Source organism: Bradyrhizobium guangxiense, from assembly GCF_004114915.1.
Classification (GTDB): domain Bacteria; phylum Pseudomonadota; class Alphaproteobacteria; order Rhizobiales; family Xanthobacteraceae; genus Bradyrhizobium; species Bradyrhizobium guangxiense.
Genome location: NZ_CP022219.1, coordinates 2,906,738 through 2,923,616 on the forward strand (window position 1 = coordinate 2,906,738; position 16,879 = coordinate 2,923,616).

The 16,879-nt window shown below is 65.6% G+C and carries 17 protein-coding genes; 4 read left to right on the plus strand and 13 right to left on the minus strand.

The annotated features are described in order from the left end of the window. Window positions 1-90: 90 nt before the first annotated feature. Window positions 91-1,029: a GlxA family transcriptional regulator gene (locus X268_RS13695; RefSeq protein WP_128925446.1), complete on the plus strand. Its 939-nt coding sequence runs from the start codon at window positions 91-93 to the stop codon at window positions 1,027-1,029. Between the two features lie 66 nt (window positions 1,030-1,095). Here the strand turns inward: X268_RS13695 and X268_RS13700 are convergent, their stop codons facing one another. From X268_RS13700 to X268_RS13710, 3 genes are read right to left on the minus strand one after another with little or no spacing between them, the layout of a single operon-like run. After that, the gene (locus X268_RS13700) at window positions 1,096-1,542 is read right to left on the minus strand and encodes a GNAT family N-acetyltransferase (RefSeq protein WP_128925447.1); all 447 of its coding nucleotides are present in this window, start codon (window positions 1,540-1,542) and stop codon (window positions 1,096-1,098) included. Window positions 1,543-1,593: 51 nt separating this feature from the next. Further along, entirely contained in the window at window positions 1,594-2,601 is a 1,008-nt protein-coding gene (locus tag X268_RS13705; protein WP_128929251.1) for a Na+-dependent transporter, read from the minus strand. Between the two features lie 41 nt (window positions 2,602-2,642). Continuing rightward, window positions 2,643-3,590, minus strand: a complete 948-nt coding sequence (locus tag X268_RS13710) for an alpha/beta hydrolase (protein ID WP_128925448.1) — start codon at window positions 3,588-3,590, stop codon at window positions 2,643-2,645. Window positions 3,591-3,798: 208 nt separating this feature from the next. On the opposite strand from X268_RS13710, the gene X268_RS13715 reads away from it, so the two are divergent. Beyond that, window positions 3,799-4,821, plus strand: coding sequence for a DUF2155 domain-containing protein (locus tag X268_RS13715; protein WP_164937711.1), 1,023 nt, complete (start codon window positions 3,799-3,801; stop codon window positions 4,819-4,821). Window positions 4,822-4,859: 38 nt separating this feature from the next. Here X268_RS13715 and aat read toward each other — a convergent pair whose 3' ends face one another. The 10 genes from aat to X268_RS13765 all read right to left on the minus strand — a co-directional run bounded on the left by aat (window position 4,860) and on the right by X268_RS13765 (window position 14,813). Continuing rightward, the gene (gene aat / locus X268_RS13720; protein WP_128925450.1) at window positions 4,860-5,540 is read right to left on the minus strand and encodes a leucyl/phenylalanyl-tRNA--protein transferase; all 681 of its coding nucleotides are present in this window, start codon (window positions 5,538-5,540) and stop codon (window positions 4,860-4,862) included. A 61-nt stretch (window positions 5,541-5,601) separates the two neighbouring features. Continuing rightward, on the minus strand, window positions 5,602-6,717 hold the full coding sequence (locus X268_RS13725; RefSeq protein ID WP_128925451.1) for a sensor histidine kinase: 1,116 nt from the start codon (window positions 6,715-6,717) through the stop codon (window positions 5,602-5,604). Continuing rightward, window positions 6,714-7,154 carry a response regulator gene (locus X268_RS13730; RefSeq protein ID WP_128925452.1) on the minus strand — a complete coding sequence of 147 codons (441 nt, stop codon included), beginning with the start codon at window positions 7,152-7,154 and terminating at the stop codon, window positions 6,714-6,716. Before X268_RS13730 ends, X268_RS13725 begins: the two co-directional genes overlap by 4 nt. Then, a complete protein-coding gene (locus X268_RS13735) occupies window positions 7,151-8,677 on the minus strand; it encodes a sensor histidine kinase (RefSeq protein WP_128925453.1) in 1,527 nt (508 codons plus the stop codon). The genes X268_RS13730 and X268_RS13735 overlap by 4 nt, the downstream gene beginning before the upstream one ends. A gap of 107 nt (window positions 8,678-8,784) precedes the next feature. Beyond that, a complete protein-coding gene (gene accC, locus X268_RS13740) occupies window positions 8,785-10,140 on the minus strand; it encodes an acetyl-CoA carboxylase biotin carboxylase subunit (RefSeq protein WP_128925454.1) in 1,356 nt (451 codons plus the stop codon). A 97-nt stretch (window positions 10,141-10,237) separates the two neighbouring features. Next, on the minus strand, window positions 10,238-10,723 hold the full coding sequence (accB, locus tag X268_RS13745; RefSeq protein WP_128925455.1) for an acetyl-CoA carboxylase biotin carboxyl carrier protein: 486 nt from the start codon (window positions 10,721-10,723) through the stop codon (window positions 10,238-10,240). Between the two features lie 37 nt (window positions 10,724-10,760). Further along, window positions 10,761-11,228 carry a type II 3-dehydroquinate dehydratase gene (gene aroQ / locus X268_RS13750; RefSeq protein WP_128925456.1) on the minus strand — a complete coding sequence of 156 codons (468 nt, stop codon included), beginning with the start codon at window positions 11,226-11,228 and terminating at the stop codon, window positions 10,761-10,763. 229 nt (window positions 11,229-11,457) lie between these two features. Further along, the gene (locus tag X268_RS13755; RefSeq protein WP_128925457.1) at window positions 11,458-12,324 is read right to left on the minus strand and encodes a DUF1236 domain-containing protein; all 867 of its coding nucleotides are present in this window, start codon (window positions 12,322-12,324) and stop codon (window positions 11,458-11,460) included. Window positions 12,325-12,534: 210 nt separating this feature from the next. Next, window positions 12,535-13,302, minus strand: coding sequence for a DsbA family protein (locus X268_RS13760; protein ID WP_128925458.1), 768 nt, complete (start codon window positions 13,300-13,302; stop codon window positions 12,535-12,537). Window positions 13,303-13,412: 110 nt separating this feature from the next. Then, window positions 13,413-14,813 (minus strand): M48 family metalloprotease, encoded by a 1,401-nt coding sequence (locus tag X268_RS13765; protein WP_128925459.1) that lies wholly within the window; start codon window positions 14,811-14,813, stop codon window positions 13,413-13,415. Window positions 14,814-15,003: 190 nt separating this feature from the next. Between X268_RS13765 and X268_RS13770 the strand changes: the two genes are divergently transcribed. Beyond that, the gene (locus tag X268_RS13770; protein WP_128925460.1) at window positions 15,004-16,191 is read left to right on the plus strand and encodes a pyridoxal phosphate-dependent aminotransferase; all 1,188 of its coding nucleotides are present in this window, start codon (window positions 15,004-15,006) and stop codon (window positions 16,189-16,191) included. An 89-nt stretch (window positions 16,192-16,280) separates the two neighbouring features. Further along, on the plus strand, window positions 16,281-16,838 hold the full coding sequence (locus tag X268_RS13775) for a biotin transporter BioY (RefSeq protein WP_128929252.1): 558 nt from the start codon (window positions 16,281-16,283) through the stop codon (window positions 16,836-16,838). Window positions 16,839-16,879: the final 41 nt, after the last annotated feature.

A 16,879-nucleotide genomic window follows, 5' to 3' on the forward strand; every position in this document is an offset into this window, starting at 1 on the left:
AGCCTCCAATGAAACACTTGACGCCGGCAGATTGGCATGATGCCTTTATGTCCAAAATGGCATAATTCCCTCTCTTTCGGACATCGAGTCATGATCGGCATTTTGATCTTTCCGGATTTCCAGCTGCTCGATGCGGCCGGTCCCATCTCGGTATTCGAGGTCGCGGCGCGCTGCGCCGGAAAGCCGCTGGCGTTGCGCGTGCTGGCGCTGAACGCGGGGCCCGTGCGCAGCTCGTCGGGCGCCGAGATGATGGCGCACGACTTCAAGTCGGCGAATGCGATCACGACGCTGATCATCGCGGGCGGCGCAGGCGTGACGGATGCCGCGCGCTGCGAGACAACGCGCGCCTTCGTGCAACGGCTGGCTAAGCGCGGCGTGCGGGTCGCGAGCGTCTGTTCGGGCGCCTACGTGCTGGCCGAGGCAGGATTGCTGGACGGCCGCCGCGCCACCACGCATTGGGGACGCACACGGGATTTCGTCGCGCGCTATCCCAAGGTGAAGTTCGAGCCGGACCAGATCTTCACCCGCGACGGCAATGTGTGGACGTCGGCGGGCATCACCGCGGGCATCGACCTCGCGCTCGCGATGGTGACCGAAGATCACGGCGAGGAGATCGCGCAGCACGCCGCGCGTCACCTCGTGCTGTATCATCGCCGCAGCGGCGGCCAGTCGCAGTTCTCCTCCCTGCTGGAATTGAAGGCGCCGAACGGCCGCTTCGGCGCACTGCTGTCCTGGGCGCGGGAAAATCTCGACACCAGGCTGACCGTCGAAGACCTCGCCGACCGCGCCGGCATGAGCGCGCGGCATTTTGCCCGCGCCTTCGCCGCCGAGACCGGAACGACACCGTCGAAGGCGATCGAGCGGCTCCGGCTCGAGGTCGCGCGCGAGCGCGTGCAGTCCTCCCGCGAGGCGATCGAGCTGGTCGCGGAGACGACCGGGTTCGGCGATCCCGAGCGCATGCGGCGCGCCTTCATCCGCGCCTTCGGCCAGCCGCCGCAGGCGTTGCGGCGCGCGGCGCGGGCGGGGTAGGCGAGCCTCCGCGAGTTCGCGCACGTGTGGAGCATGGCGAGGTCTGCGCCGCCGCAAAAGCGCATTTCATCGCCGTACTTCGAAATACGTCTTGCCGCCCCGCTCAAATCCGGCCTCTTCGTAAAAGCGCAAGGTGCTCTCCCGTTTCGAGCCGGTCGCCAGGTGGACTTTGTAGCAATCGGCTTGCGATGCGATGTCGAGCGCATACGCAAGAACCCGTCGCCCGAGTCCCTGTCTGCGGTGATCCGCATGGATGACCACGTTCTCGATCACGCCATATGATCGACCGCCCCGAGACAGATTAGGTACGATCGCGAGGGTGCAGGACGAGACAAGCCGCGTCGCTGTCTGCGCCACGATGACCGTCATGAAGCCGGATCGAAGTAGCGTCGACCAGACACGCTCGGCAGTGTCCTCCTCCAATCGGGCTTCGTCCGGATGAAGATGCCGGTAGAGAGTCAACACTTCCGGCAGATCGTGCTCGGTTGCGCGACGTATGATGGCTTCGTTCATGTGCTGATCCCACGGGGGCAATTGGACCATGTTAGCTGCTTAGCCGAAGGACTAAGCGGAGCCGCTTGCAGCCGCAGCTCCGGGTCCCTCCGTGCGCGCCGTCAGGCGCCGCGCGATCGGCATCAGCATGTACGGCGCAAGGTGGATCGGAAACTGCGTCATCGCGAAATAGAGCCAGGTGGTGGGCGGCAGCGCGCCGGCCGTTGCTGCCAGCATCAGGCCGAGATTGCGCTGTGACACCATCAGCCCGAGGGCCAGCGCGCGCTCGGTGCCGATGCGGCGGAACAGCAGCGTGGTGATCGCGAGCAGCGTGAAATAGATCGCGAAGGACAGGGCTGCGAGGCTGATGGTGAAGAGCGGCTGGGCGAGGAGGTCGCTGACGACATCGCCCATGATCGCCGCAGCAAAGACGAAGAGGATGATGATGTTGAAACCGTCGATCGGCGTCTTATGACGCTGGATCGCCGCCGCGCCGAAGATCCATCGGATCGCCGTCGCGGCCAGCAGCGATGCTGCGAGGATGCCGAGCAGTTTCAGGCCCAGCGTCAGCGGCGTGATGCTGAGCATGTCGCCGAGGAAGAGGCCCGCGAATAGCGAGGCGGTGAACGGCACCAGCGCGGTCGAGGTCACCAGCGTGATCAGCACCAGCGTGGCGTCGAGCCCCATCAGCGCGGCCAGTGCCGGGGAGGCCATCATCGGCGAGGCCATGCTCTGCAGCATCAGTGCGAGCGAAAGCCCGGGCGCGCGCGCCGTGAGCCCGGTTGCGTGCGCGATCACTCCTATGATCAGCGGCACGCCGATCGTGGTCCAGGCCGTGGCGGTTGCAACCAGCGCCGGCCGTCGCAGATGGCTGTAGAGGGCGGCCAGATCGACCCGCATGAAGGAGATGCAGAGCAGGCAGAGGATCGCCTCGGTGAGATAGGGGCGCAGCAAGGCGCCGAGCGGCGGCACTGCGGCTGCGATGAACACGACAGCGGCCACCGCGCGGGTGCCCTGGCTGCCGAGCCAGGTCAGCCCGCGCAGCGGAATCGTGCAGATGGTTCGAAGATGAGAGGCCATGCGGAACGGTGTTTCAGCCAAGTCCCTTCAGCCAAGTCCTTTCAGCCAAGCCCTTTCAGCCACGCGCCGATCTCGCCGATCGCGACATTGGCCTGTTGCAGCAGCTTGCCCATGGTGAAGAAGCCGTGGAACTGGCCGGGATAGTGCCTGGTCGTGACGGGTACGCCGGCCTGCTTGAGGCGCGCGGCATATTCGTCCCCTTCATCGCGCAAGGGATCGGCGCCGGCGGTCAGCACATAGGCCGGCGGCAGGCCGGTCAGGTCTTGCGCACGCGCCGGCGAAGCGCGCCAATCGTGGATGTCGGCGGCACCGTTCAGGTAATGGTCGCGGAACCAGCGGATCACCGAATGCGTCAGCAGCACGCTGGTGTCGGGCTCGCTGTGGGACCCGTGGGTCATGGCGAAATCGGTCGCCGGATAGATCAGCACCTGGCCCGCGAGCGCAGGACCGCCGGCGTCACGCGTGGTGAGCGCGACAACGGCGGCGAGATTGCCGCCGGCACTGTCGCCGCCGATTGCAAGGCGCGCGGCGTCGATGCCGAACTCGCGCGCGTTGGCGGCGACCCAGTTGGTCGCGGCGATGGCGTCCTCGGCGGCGGCCGGAAATTTGTGCTCGGGCGCGAGACGGTAGTCGACCGAGATCACGGTTAGCGCAGCTTCGACCGCGAGCTGGCGGCAGACGACGTCGTGGGAGTCGAGATCGCCGATCACCCAGCCGCCGCCATGGAAGAACACCAGCGCCGGCGACAGGTTCTCATGCCGGCGCGGCTCCTTGGGCACGTAGAGGCGGGCAGGAATCGCGCCGTGGGGCGCCGGGATCGAGAGCTGTGCGACGCGCGCAAGCTCCGGCGCGTCGGGATTGGTGGCAAAGCGCGCCTGCGAATAATAGGCCCGCGCTTCCGGTGCGGTCAGGGTCTCGTAGGGCGGGCGGCCGGCCTCCTGGAACGCCTTGTAGACGGCGGCGGCGTCGGGATCGAGCACTACGGGCATAAGGCGGCCTCGGGGTGTTTCCTGTTGAGGGTTGGACGTCGTTTTCGGAAGGCGATGCCCGCCTCGCGCCCCGGGGAGGGGTGATCGACTATCTCATTGGGGAGCCGGTCTGGCCAGATCGGGCCGGGAAGGGCAGGGATGCCGCCCTCCCCCCGCCGTATTCGCCGTGTTAACCCGATGGCCTGCGAGCGGCGGTAACCCCTGTAAAATGTCCAACAAGCCCGATTCGCTGTTGAAGCCGCGCGAGATGTTTCGAACCATTCCTCTGACAGGCCTTGCGGCGCTTCTGGCCGCCACCGCACTGACGGTTGCGACGCCGGCTCAGGCGCAGATCGGCACGATCTTCTCCGATCCGCCGCCGCTGCGGCCGCCCGGCAACATTCCACGGGGGCAACCGCAGCCGCAGCAGATCCCCGATGACGACGAAGAGGTGCCGGAGCTGCCGCCGCAGGGCCGAGTGCTGCCGTCGCGCCCGATGCCGCCGCCGCCGGGTCGACAGGGTAATGTGATGCCGGGGCCGGTCGAGAGCCAGCCGCTGGCGCCGCCGCCGGGCTCCACTGTCGCGCCGCCCAACCAGCCGCCATCCGCCGCCATCGCGCCGCCCGGTCCGCAGGGCGCGCCCGGTCGTCAGCCGCAGCAGAAGGGCGCTCCGGGCGCGGTGCCGCAGACGCCTGCGAGTCTGCAGCCGGGCGACGAGGTGGTGACCGAACCGCCGGCGCAGAAGATCGTGAACAAGAAGGCGACGTTCTCCGGGCTCGACAAGATCACCGGGCGCATCATCAATTTCGACGAGGAGATCGGCGAGACCGTTCAGTTCGGTGCGCTCAGGGTCAAGACCGACGCCTGCTACACGCGGCCTGCGACGGAGGCGACCAATACCGACGCTTTCGTCGAGGTCGACGAGATCACCCTGCAGGGCGAGGTGAAGCGGATCTTCTCGGGCTGGATGTACGCGGCGAGCCCGGGCCTGCACGGTGTCGAGCACCCGATCTACGACATCTGGCTCACCGACTGCAAAGAGCCGCAGCAGACCATTGCCACCGCGGCGCCGGATCCCGCGACCAAGCCCGCACCTCCGCCGCCGCCCGCGCAGAAGAAGGCCGCGCCCAAGCAGGTGCAGCAGCGTCCGCCGCAGCCCCTGCCGCCGATCCAGCAGCAACCGGCACCGCCGCCGCCACCGCCGCCCGAGCAGCGGCCAGGCCTGTTCGGCATCCCAGGGTTTGGCCGCTAGGCCAAATCCCCGGATTCGGGCGCTAACCCAGCTATCGACTATTGTCGCGAGGCGATGATCTCGAGCGCGCGTGCGCCCGGGATCGCTTCGCCGGGGGAGAGCCTGAGGAAATCGCCGGGCTCGCCGGCGAGCGCCTTGTCGAGCAGCGCGGTGTAGCGCCGCCGCGGGATCTCGACCGCGCCGAAGCTCTTCAGGTGATCGGTGACATATTGCGTGTCGAGCAGCTCGAAGCCGCCGTAAATCAGCCGCGCGACCAGATGCACCAGCGCGACCTTCGAGGCATCGCGCGCGGTGTGGAACATGCTCTCGCCGAAGAAGGCCCGTCCCAGACTGACGCCGTACAGCCCGCCGACGAGATCTTCGCCCTGCCAGGCCTCGACGCTGTGGCAATGGCCGAGCTGGTGCAGGCCGCCATAGAGGTCGCGGATGCGCTTGTTGATCCAAGTGTCCTCGCGTCCGGCCTGCGGCGCGGCGCAGCCGGCGATCGTCGCCTTGAACGCGGTGTTGATGGTCACGCGAAACGCATCCGAGCGCACCGTGCGCGCAAGGCGCGAGGCGATGCGGAATCCGCCGAGCGGGATCACGCCGCGCAATTCCGGCTCGACCCAGAACAGGGTCGGATCGTCGGCACTTTCCGCCATCGGGAAGATGCCGCAGGCATAGGCGCGCAGCAGGACGGCCGGGGTGATTTCAGACGGAGCGGAGTCGCGCGAAGTCATGGTCGGCAACCATAGCAGGATCGCGATGCGGTTGCGATGGGGGTGGGCCGCAGAGGCGGGATCAGCCCGTGGCGGCGGGGCTGGTCTTGCCGGGAACTGCGGGCGTGCGACCGAACCTCAGCACAATCCGGGTTCCGGAATGCGTGGGATCGCGCTCGACCGAGGCGTCGAGCTTGGCGGCCATGGCCGCGACGATGCGCTGGCCCATGCCGGTGGAGCGCGGATCGGCCTTGACGTTGTCGCCGACGCCGTCGTCGGTGATCGACAGCAGGAGATCCTCGCCCTGCGAGCTCAGCTCGACATGGATCGGGCCCGCGCCGTCGGGATAGGCGTATTTCACCGCGTTCATCACCAGCTCGTTGACGATGATGCCGACCGCAACCGCGCGGTCCGGATCGATCTCGATCGCCTCGGCCTTCAGCGTCAGGCGCGACATCCGGTTGCCTTCGGCCGAGCGGCGAAGATCCTCGAGCAGTGAGTCCAGATATTGGTTCAGGACCACGCTCTTCAGGTCCTGCGAAGTGTAGAGGCGGCGGTGCACCTGCGCGACCGCGGCGACGCGGCCCATCGCATTGGTGAGCGCCGCCTTGACCTCGTCCTGCGCGGCGGAGCTTGCCTGGAGGTGCAGCAGAGAGGCGATGATCTGGAGCGAGTTGCCGACGCGGTGGTTGACCTCACGCAGCAGCAGCTCGCGTTCGGCGGCAAGGGCCGCGTAGCGGTCGCGCGAGGCATGGATCTCGGCTTCGGCTTCCTCACGCGCCTTCTGCAATTCGGCCTGGCGCAGCGCGCCCTCGGTCGCGACGTGGAGCAGGGGGATGAAATCGCCGGTGACGTCCTTGACGAGATAATCGGCGGCGCCTGCTTTCAGCGCGGTGACGGCGATGTTGGAATCCTGCGAGGCCGTGACGAACACGACCGGCGGCGCGTCCGGGATCGCCATGATCTGCTCGAGCGTCTCCAGCCCGTCGAGGCCGGGCATGTACTGGTCGAGCGCCACCACGTCGATGCCGCCATCGATATTGCCTTGGGCAGCCGCACGGCGGATGCGCTCCAGGCCTTCCTCGCCGCTGGCGGCATGGACGACCCTGTAGCCGCGCCGCGTCAGGCCGCGTTCGACCAGGCGCGCCAGCGCACCGTCATCGTCGATGTAGAGCAGTGTTGGCGTGCGCTGGTTCATGGTGCGGCGGGCGGGACCTGGATGACCGAGAAGAACAGGCCGAGCTGCCGAATGGCATTGGCGAAATTCTCGTAGTTGACGGGCTTGGTGATGTAGACGTTGCAGCCGAGCTCGTAGCAGCGCTTGATTTCCTGGGAGTCGTCGGTGGTGGTCAGCACCACCACCGGCGAGGCTTTCAGGTATTTGTTTTCCTTGATCTGCCTCAGGATGTCGATGCCGGTCATGTCGGGCAGGTTGAGGTCGAGCAGGATCAGCAGCGCGTTGCCCTTCTGCACCAGCCCGGAGCCGTCGGTGCCGAACAAGTGCCGCATCGCGTCCGTGCCGTTGGCGAACGAGACGATCTCGTTGTTGACTCCCGAGCGGCGGATGTTGCGCTCGATCAGGCGGGCGTGGCCCTCGTCGTCCTCGATCATGATGATGGTGACTGGCTGGGTCATCGATCTCGGTTCCAGTTGCTCACGTTCCAGGCGATCGGCAGCGTGATCGTGAAGGTACTGCCCGCGTTCAGTTCCGATGATACCGACATGGTGCCGCCGAGGCGACGCACAAGTGCACGCACATGCGCAAGACCGATGCCCTGGCCGGGCTTGTCCTGGGTTCCCGCGCGGCGGAACAGGTCGAATATCCGCTGATGATCCCTAGCGTCGATGCCGCGGCCATTGTCGCTGATCTCGAAGATGGCGTAGCCGAGCTTGGTCCGCCCGCGGATTCTGATCTCGCCGGGGACGCCGTTCTTTAGATACTTGATCGCGTTGTCGATCAGATTGGAGAAGATCTGTTCGAGTGCGAGGCGGTCGCTGACGATGTTCGGCAGGGGCTCGAGATGGATCTCGGCCTGCGCCTCGGCCGCCTGGTGCGCCAGCGTCGACACGATGGCCTCGATCAGCTCGGTCGTGTCGATCTTCACCGGCTGAAACTCACGCCGGCCCTCGCGGGTGAGGTTGAGAATGGCCGAGATCAGCCGATCCATCTTCGCGATCGAGGTCTTGATGAAGCCGAGCGCTTCGGAAAAATCCTCCGAGAGCTGCTTGTCGGCGCCTTCGAGCGCGATCTCGCCGGCGGCGCCGGGCGCCAGCGGCGGCCCGTCGGCGGGAACGTGGGTGAGGCTGCCGATGCGGCGGAAGATGTCTCCGCCGAGCTCTTCGAGCTCGCTGGTGAAGCCCATGATGTTGACGAGCGGCGAGCGCAGATCGTGGCTGACGATATAGGCAAAGCGCTGGATCTCGTCGTTGGCCTCGCGCAGATCCGCGGTGCGTTCGTCGACGACGGTCTCCAGATTGACGTTGGCATCGCGCAGGCGCGCTTCGGCCTCGTCACGGGCGCCAGCCGAGCGCCGCACCAGCCAGGTCGAGATCAGGGCCAGCAACACGACGAGGCCGGAGCCGATGCCGGTCATGGATGCCGCGAGGGTCTGGCTCCGGTCGGAGTTGACCGTGCGGAGCCTAAATAGCCGCTCCTCCTCGCGGATCATGGCGTTGGCCTGATTGCTGATCGTGGTCGTGGTGTTGCCGCGTGCGGCCTCGCGGACGAGCTCCGTGGCCAGCTCGGGCCGCCCGTCCTTCACGAACTTTATCTCGCGCGAGAACTGGTCGAGCCGCGTCTCGATCGCGGCGCTCAGCTTCTCGATGCTGTCGCGTTGCGCCGGATTGTCGCCGATCTGGCGCGTGAGCTTGTCGAGCGCCGGAACGATCGCCGCGACGGCCTTCTCATGATCCGATTGGAAATCCGGTCCCTGCGTCAGGAGAAAGCCGCGGGCGCTGCTCTCGGCGCGCCGGACTTCGAGCAGCAGGGCATTGATCTGGTTCTCCACCTCGATGGTGTGGAGCACCCAGTTGCTGTCCTCCCGCGCCTTGTTGACAAGATAGACCGAGCCGGCGCTGATCACGGTCAGGACCAGAAGCCCCGCCGAAATCAGCAGGATCTGCCAAAATGTGCGCCGTCGTTGGGCCTCGGCCGTCACGACGGCCTCGTTCTGTCACAGTCAGCGGAAGTCAAAATGCCCCCTTGGAACTAACCCCGACGTCGAGAACGCGATCGGGGCCAAAGGGTTCCACGACAAGGGCGGATTTATTGCGGGGCGGGTTGCTTGCCGGCCAGATACTGCTCCAGCCAGTGAATGTGGTAGTCGCCGTTGATGATATCGTCTTCACGCACCAGCGCGCGGAACAGCGGCAACGTGGTCTCGATGCCCTCCACGACCATCTCGTCCAGCGCCCGCCGCAGCCGCATCAGGCACTCGGCGCGGGTCTTGCCGTGCACGATCAGCTTGCCGACCAGGGAATCGTAATAGGGCGGGATGGTGTAGCCCTGGTAGACCGCGGAATCGATCCGCACCCCCAGCCCGCCGGGCGGATGGTATTGCAGGATGCGGCCGGGCGAGGGGCGGAAGGTCTGGGGATTCTCGGCGTTGATGCGGCACTCGATCGCATGACCGATGACCTGGATCTCGTCCTGCTTGGCCGGCAGGTCGCCGCCGGCGGCGATGCGGATCTGCTCCAGCACGAGGTCGATGTCGGTGATGCTCTCGGTGACGGGGTGCTCGACCTGGATGCGGGTGTTCATCTCGATGAAGTAGAATTCGCCGTCCTCGAACAGGAATTCGATGGTGCCGACGCCGAGATATTTCATCTCGCGCATCGCCTTCGCGCAGGTCTCGCCGATCTTGGCCCGTGCCGCGGCGGCGAGCACCGGTGAGGGGCCTTCCTCCCAGACCTTCTGGTGGCGGCGTTGCAGCGAGCAGTCGCGCTCGCCGAGATGGATGGCGCCGCCGCGGCCGTCGCCGAGGATCTGGATTTCGATATGGCGCGGCTTCTGGAGATATTTCTCCAGGTAGACGGAGGCATCGCCGAAGGCGGATTTGGCCTCGTTGGCCGCCGTCGACAGCGCCAGCTGCAAGTCGGCCTCGCTGTGCGCGACCTTCATGCCGCGGCCGCCGCCGCCGGCCGCCGCCTTCACCAGCACTGGAAAGCCGATCTTCCTGGCGATCGCCAGCGCGTCGTCGTCGGGACCGACCGCGCCGTCGGAGCCGGGCACCACGGGGATGCCCAGGCGCTTGGCGGTCTTCTTGGCCTCGATCTTGTCGCCCATCAGGCGGATGTGCTCGGCCTTGGGGCCGATGAAATGCAGATTGTGCTCGGACAGGATCTCCGCGAAGCGCGCATTCTCCGACAGGAAGCCGTAGCCGGGATGCACCGCGTCGGCCCCGGTGATCTCGCAGGCAGCCAGCAGTGCGGGCACGTTGAGATAGCTGTCCTTGGACGCCGGCGGTCCGATGCAGACACTCTCGTCCGACAAGCGCACGTGCATGGCATCGGCGTCGGCGGTGGAGTGCACGGCGACGGTCGCGATCCCGAGTTCCTTGCAGGCCCTGAGGATGCGAAGGGCGATCTCGCCGCGATTGGCTATGAGGATCTTGTCGAACATGGTGCCTCAGCGGGCGAATAGGAAGGTGCGAATGGCGAGTGGCGAATAGCGAGCAGAGAACGGTGATACCATCCGCTATTCGCTACTCCCCATTCACCTACTCAATGATCACCAGCGGCTCGCCGTACTCGACCGGCTGGCCGTCCTCGACCAGGATCTGCGTCACCGTGCCGGCGCGCGGCGAGGGGATCTGGTTCATGGTCTTCATGGCTTCGATGATCAGCAGCGTCTGGCCGACCGAAACCTTGGCTCCGACCTCGATGAACGGCTTGGCGCCGGGCTCCGGCGCCCAATAGGCGGTGCCGACCATTGGCGAGCTGACAGCGCCGGGGTGCTTCGACAAGTCGGGCCCGGCGGCCGGCGCGGCGGGAGCGGCCGGAAGGGCGGCGGGCGCAGCCGCAACCTGCATCGGCATGGTCGCCGCGACGCTGACGTTGCGGGCGACGCGCAGGCGCAGGCCCGCGCGTTCGATCTCGATCTCGGTCAGGCTGGTCTCATCGAGCAGCAAGGCAAGCTCGCGGACGAGCGCGGAATCCTCGCTGGAAAACTTTGCGGCTGCTTTGTCGTCTGGCTGGCGCGCCATGTTGTTTGATCCGAATGTTCTTGTTGATGAGAGGGCTTCAGGCTTTGGGCTTGATGGCAAGCTTGGCGGCAAGGCCCTGGATGGCGAGGCGGTAGCCCTCGATGCCGAAACCGCAGAGCGAGGCGAAGGCTGCGCGCGCGGTGTAGGAGTGGTGACGAAAGCTCTCGCGGGCGTGGATGTTGGTCACATGCACTTCGACCGTCGGAAGCTGCACCGCGAGCAACGCGTCGTGCAGCGCGATAGAGGTGTGCGAATAGCCGCCGGCATTGATGATGATGCCCTTCATCTTGCGCCGGTGCGCCTCGTGGATGAAGTCAATCAGCTCGCCCTCGCGGTTGGACTGCCGGCAATCGGCCTTGAGACCGAACGTCGCCGCCGTCTCCCGGCACAGCGCCTCGACGTCGGCCAGTGTCGCGTGGCCATACTTCTCCGGCTCGCGTGTCCCCAACATGTTGAGGTTCGGCCCGTTCAAGACGAGGATCGTGTCGGTTGCTGGTTCGGCCATTCCAATCCCGCAAAGAGGTGCTTCGGCGTGGCGGGGTTATAGGTAACAAAGCGCGTGAGGGGAAGCCTTGAAGGGCCTCAGGGGCGGGTTCAAGGACCTCATCCAGTGCGCAAAAACCTGTGTGGAAACCACGGAAATTGCTTGTTAACCAGTCCGAACCATGGCTGCCGGCCAACGGCAAAAGGGCGGGCATGGCGGCCCGCCCCCGGAGGTTGCCGGTATTCCGGGCTTAGACGTTCAGGACTGCCACGATTTCGTAGGTGTCCGGATTGATAATCACGATCTCGTCCTTGACGAGGACGTACTTGTAGGTTCGCCACTCCGGATAGATCGTCACGACCCGCGACGGCAGGGCATGCAGCTCGATGCCCTCACGCGGAATGCGGGTACCGACCGAGATCGAGAAGTTCACGTTGGTCACCGGCCGCACGTGCTCCTCCCGGATCACCGAAGTGATCTGGGTCCGCTGCTCGGTCGAGAGCTTCGCGGCGGCGCCCGCTTGGCCCACCGTCGTCGAGGACGAGGTGCTGCCCTGAGCGTTCTGGGTGCTGCTGGTGCCGGTCTGGCCCTGGGCGTTCTGGTTGGTGCTCGTGCCGGTGCCCTTCTGGTTCTCGGCGTTGTTGGTCGAGGTGCCGCTCTTGCTGCCCTCAGCCTTCATGTCCTTCTGGTCCTTGCTGCCGGACTTGCTGGTGTCCTGGCTCATGCTCTTGGACTTGTCCTGCTGGGACTTGTCCATCTGGCCCTGCGCGCGTTCGTCGGTGCGCTGGCCCTTGGTCGCGCCAGACTTGTCCTCGGCCGCGTTCTTGTTCATCGCGCCGCCGGAGTGCTCGTCCTTCATCGCGCCGGACTTGCCCTCCGAAGACCGATCGGACTTCATTTCGCTGGAGCCGCCGGCCTGGCCAACGGTGCCCTTGTCATGGCTCGTGGAATCCCGGCCCATCGAGCCGCCGCGCTCGGCGGCGCCGCCGGAGGGCTGCGAATGCTGCATCTGCTGCGAGCCGGCGCCGCTGTCGCGGCCCTTGTCTTGCGCGTTCGCCACACCGGCGCCCGCGACGAGGGCGATTGCGGCAACTGAAATCATAAAGCGGTTCAACATCGAATTCTCCTCACGTGTTTCTTCGCGTCATTGCCCGCGCCGACAACGAAAGGAGATTTCAGTTGTTCCGGAACTTCGCCTGTTCCGCGGCATTTGTTTGTTGAATGCCAGATGAATGACCTTGCACGATAATGCCAAGCTTCGCGCGCAAAGAAAAAGGCCGGCTTTCCAGCCGGCCCTTTCGTGTTTTCAGTACCGCAAAACGTGTGGTCAGCAGGTTGCCTTGCCGCAGCGGGCAATGCCGATCTTTTCCCTGAGGCCTTCGACGCCGACGGCGCCGATCACGATCTGCTTGCCGATGACGTAGCTCGGCGTGCCGTTCATGCCCATCGCCTCGGCGAGCTTGAAGTTCTCCTCGATGGTGGCGCGCACCTCGGGGCTGTTGATGTCCTTCTCGATCCTCGCGGTGTCCAGGCCGGCTTCCTTGGCTGCTTGAAGTGCGCGCGCCTTGTCGGCAGCGCCGCGACCTCCAAGTAGCTTCTGGTGGAAGTCGAGATATTTCTTGCCGGAGGGATCCTGCATGCGCACGGCGACCGCGACCTGCGCCGCTTCCACCGAACCCTGGCTCAGCACCGGAAACTCCTTCAGCACGACCTTCAGCTTCGGGTCGCTCTTCATGAGGGTCAGCATGTCGTCCATCGCGCGCTTGCAGTAGCCGCAATTGTAGTCGAAGAACTCGACGAAGGTGACGTCGCCGTCCCTGTTGCCGAGCACGACCTGGCGCGGCGAGTTAAAGATCGCCTCAGCGTTCTGCGCGACGCTGGCCTCGTGTTTCTGCGCCTCGGCCGCGGCCTGGCGCTTGGTCAGCTCGGCCATGGCTTCCTCGAGCACCTCGGGATGGCTGACGAGATAATTCTTGACGATCTTCTCGATGTCGGTGCGCTGGCTGTCGGAGAAACTGTCGGCCGAGGCGGGCACCGCTGCGCCGAACAGGGCGAACGCAATCAACGCAGGAGCAAGCAGGCGCAGCGAAGGCATAGGCAAATCCTCTTATCCAAAGCAGGTTTCGGGATACGTCCCCGGCGGACTCAAAGCTCGGTGTCGTGACGTCGTGGTGCAAGGCGTCTTGGTGTCAGGCGTCGTTCTCGTCAGTTGCGCGGCGGCTTGGCCGCCACGATGTCGTCAGCCTTGACCCATCCGGGCGTGCCGACGGCAAAACGGGTTTTCGCGCGCGTGGCGAGCTCGCGGGCGGTCTTGTTGTCGCCGCGCAGATAAGCGGCCTGTGCCGAGGCGAGATCAGCTTCGGCATAATCTCCCTTCCGGCCATAGGCCATCGCGAGCTGGCTATAACCGAGGATAGCCTCTGGCTCCCGCGCCACCGCGGCGCGGAGAATCCGAACGGCCTCGTCGGTGTAGGCCTTATTATCGGATCCGACCAGAGCCTGCCCAAGTAACATCTCGATGAGGGGTGAATTGTTCGAGAGTGCGACAGCCTTACGCAGGGCCGGGATCGCTTCCGCCGGCTTGCCGCTTTCCAGCAGAGCCTGGCCGCGCACCTCGTAGAAGTACGGGTTGTTCGGCTGAACCTGGATCAGCGCGTCGATCTGGGCGAGCGCGCTGCGCAAATCTCCGTGCAGATAGGTGCTGATGGCGCGGGCATAGCGCGCCGGCAGGCTGTCATTGGTCTGGGGATAGCGGCGGTAGACCGTCTCAGGTCGCTCCATGAAGGCCGATATCTTGGCGCGCACCATGTCGTGGCGCAGCTGGAGCGCGGGATCGTCCTTCTTGTTCCAGTAGGGGCTGGAGCTTGCGAACTCTTGCAATGCGGCGACGCGCTCGGCCGGCATCGGATGCGATTGAAGATAAGGATCGGCACCGCGCGCGGCGAACAGGCTCTCGCTGGTGAAGCGCTTGAAGGTCTCGTACATGCCCTTCGGCGATTGCTGGGTCGCGGTCAGGAATTTCACGCCGGCGCGGTCGGCGTTCTCCTCCTGCTGGCGCTGATAGGACAGCAGCGTCCGGCGGATCACCTCCTGCGGCGCGGCGATGGCGGCGGCACCCGCATTGGCGAGCCCGTTGTTGCCCGCGCTGCTGCGCTGGGTGCTGCCCGCGGCGATCGCGCCGGCGCCGAGCAGCATCGCGATGATCATCTGGGTCTGGGCGTTGGCGAGCTGCTCGCGCAGCTTGGACAGATGGCCGCCGGCCAGATGCCCGGTCTCGTGCGCGAGCACGCCGATGATCTGGTTCGGCGTCTCCGATTGAAGGATCGCGCCCCAATTGACGAAGATGCGGCGGCCGTCGGCGACGAACGCATTGAACGTGCTGTCGTTGAGGATCACCATCTGGATGTTCTGCTTCTCCAGACCCGCAACGCGCAGGATCGGGCGCGTATATTCGCGCAGCAGCTGCTCGGTCTCGGTGTCGCGCAGGACCGGCGGCCCCTTGGCTTGCGCGTGCGCTGCTGAGACCGGCGTCAACGCGATCGCCGCAGCCGTGACGAGGGCGGTGAGGGCGGAAGCCTTCTTGCGCAATGCGATCTGGAACGACATCAAATGGTCTTGGTCAAACGGTCTGGAAGCAGCTTCGTGATTGGTTTTGGCGATTGGCGGCGGACCGGATACGCGATATGCCCTTGTGAGCCTTACCCCTTATGAGCCGTACAATGCGGCCAGTCTGGGGCGCAAGCGACCTGTTCTCCGGGCCGGATGCACCGGCTCGCCAGCGAAATAGCAGAAATCGATGCACGACGCGACATTGAGGAACCGGTTGGGGCAGTGGCTCGCGCCCTCCCGCCGCAGCGATGTTCCCCCGTTCATGGTGATGGACGTCATGGCCGCGGCGGCCCGAATCGAGGCCGCCGGAGGCCATGTCATCCACATGGAGGTCGGCCAGCCCGCGGCCGGGGCACCCAGGACGGCGATTGCGGCCGCCCATGCGGCGCTCGAGGTCGGGCGGATCGATTATACCTCCGCACTTGGGATTCCCTCCTTGCGCGAGCGCATCGCGCGCCATGATCGCGATGCTTATGGCTGCGACGTCAGCCCCGAGCGAATCGTGGTGACGACCGGCTCCTCCGGCGGGGTCATTTTGGCTTTCCTGTCGATGTTCGAGCCGGGCGACCGTGTTGCCGTGACAGTGCCGGGCTATCCGCCCTATCGTCATATCCTCACCGCGCTCGGCTGCGAGCCGGTGCTGATCGAGACCACGAACGAGACGCGCCATGCGCTCACCGGCGAGGCGCTGCTCGCGGCCCATCGCAAAGCGCCGCTGAAGGGCGTCTTGGTCGGCAGCCCCGCCAATCCGACGGGGACGATGATGTCCCGCGAAGCGCTCGCCGGCCTGATTGCGGCCGCCGAAGAGGCGGGCATCCGCTTCATCTCCGACGAGATCTATCACGGGCTCGACTATGCGTTTCCGGCCGTCACCGCGGCTGCGTTTTCCGAGCACGCACTCGTGATCAACTCGTTCTCCAAATATTTCTGCATGACCGGCTGGCGCGTCGGCTGGATGGTCGTGCCCGAAATCCTGGTGCGGCCGATCGAGCGGCTGCAGCAGAACCTCTCGATCTCGGTGCCGGCGCTCTCGCAGATCGCGGCAGAGGCCGCCTTCGACGGCGCTGCCGAGATGGAGGCGATCAAGCACGGGTATCAGGAAAACCGGCGGATCCTGATCGAGGGATTGCCGAAGGCGGGCCTCAGCAAGTTCTTGCCGGCCGATGGTGCATTTTATCTCTATGCCGACGTCTCGGACTTCACGTCCGACAGTTTCGAGTTCGCTAAGCAGATGCTGGAGCAGGCGAGGGTTGCGGCGACGCCCGGCCTCGATTTCGATCCGATCCATGGCCGTTCGTTCATACGATTCTCTTATGCCCGTTCGGCAGAAGAGATGCGCGAGGCAGTTGACCGGATCGCTCACTGGCTTAAATAGCCGCCAGTTTTCGACCATCTCCGGAGTTCATCTTGTCTGACCGATCCGTCCCGACCACCGCTGTGCCGCACTTTTCCCTCGCCACCTTGATGTGGCCGACCCGGCCGGGCGAAAGCGTTGGTGCTATGCGCGCCGTCGTGCTGGTTGCCCTCGGCACCGCGTTGATGGCTCTGTCCGCCAAGGTCAACCTGCCGCTGCCTTACGTGCCCATGACGTTGCAGACGCTGGTGGTGCTGATGATCGGCGCTGCCTATGGCTGGCGGCTTGGCAGCGCAACCATGATCGCCTACCTCGCCGAGGGCGCGCTGGGCGCGCCGGTATTTGCCGGACCGGTGGGTGGAATTGCACCTTTGGTTGGCCCGACTGCTGGCTATCTGTTTGGTTTTGTTGCAGCCGCTTTCGTAACCGGCTGGCTCGCAGAGCGCGGCTGGGATCGCAGCGTGGCGCTGCTGTTCGTGGCGATGGCCATAGGCCACATCGTCATTCTGGCCGCCGGGTTCGGCTGGCTGGCGTTCGGCCTTGGCCTCGGTGTTGCGAAGGCCTGGCAGGTCGGTATCGTGCCGTTCATCGCGGCATCGCTCGTCAAGAATGCGCTCGGCGCAACGTTGATGCCGGCAGCGCGCAAACTGATCGAGCGCCGCCGATAAAGCGCGCAAAAGAGTTCGCGGTTCCAATTGACAGGGCCGGC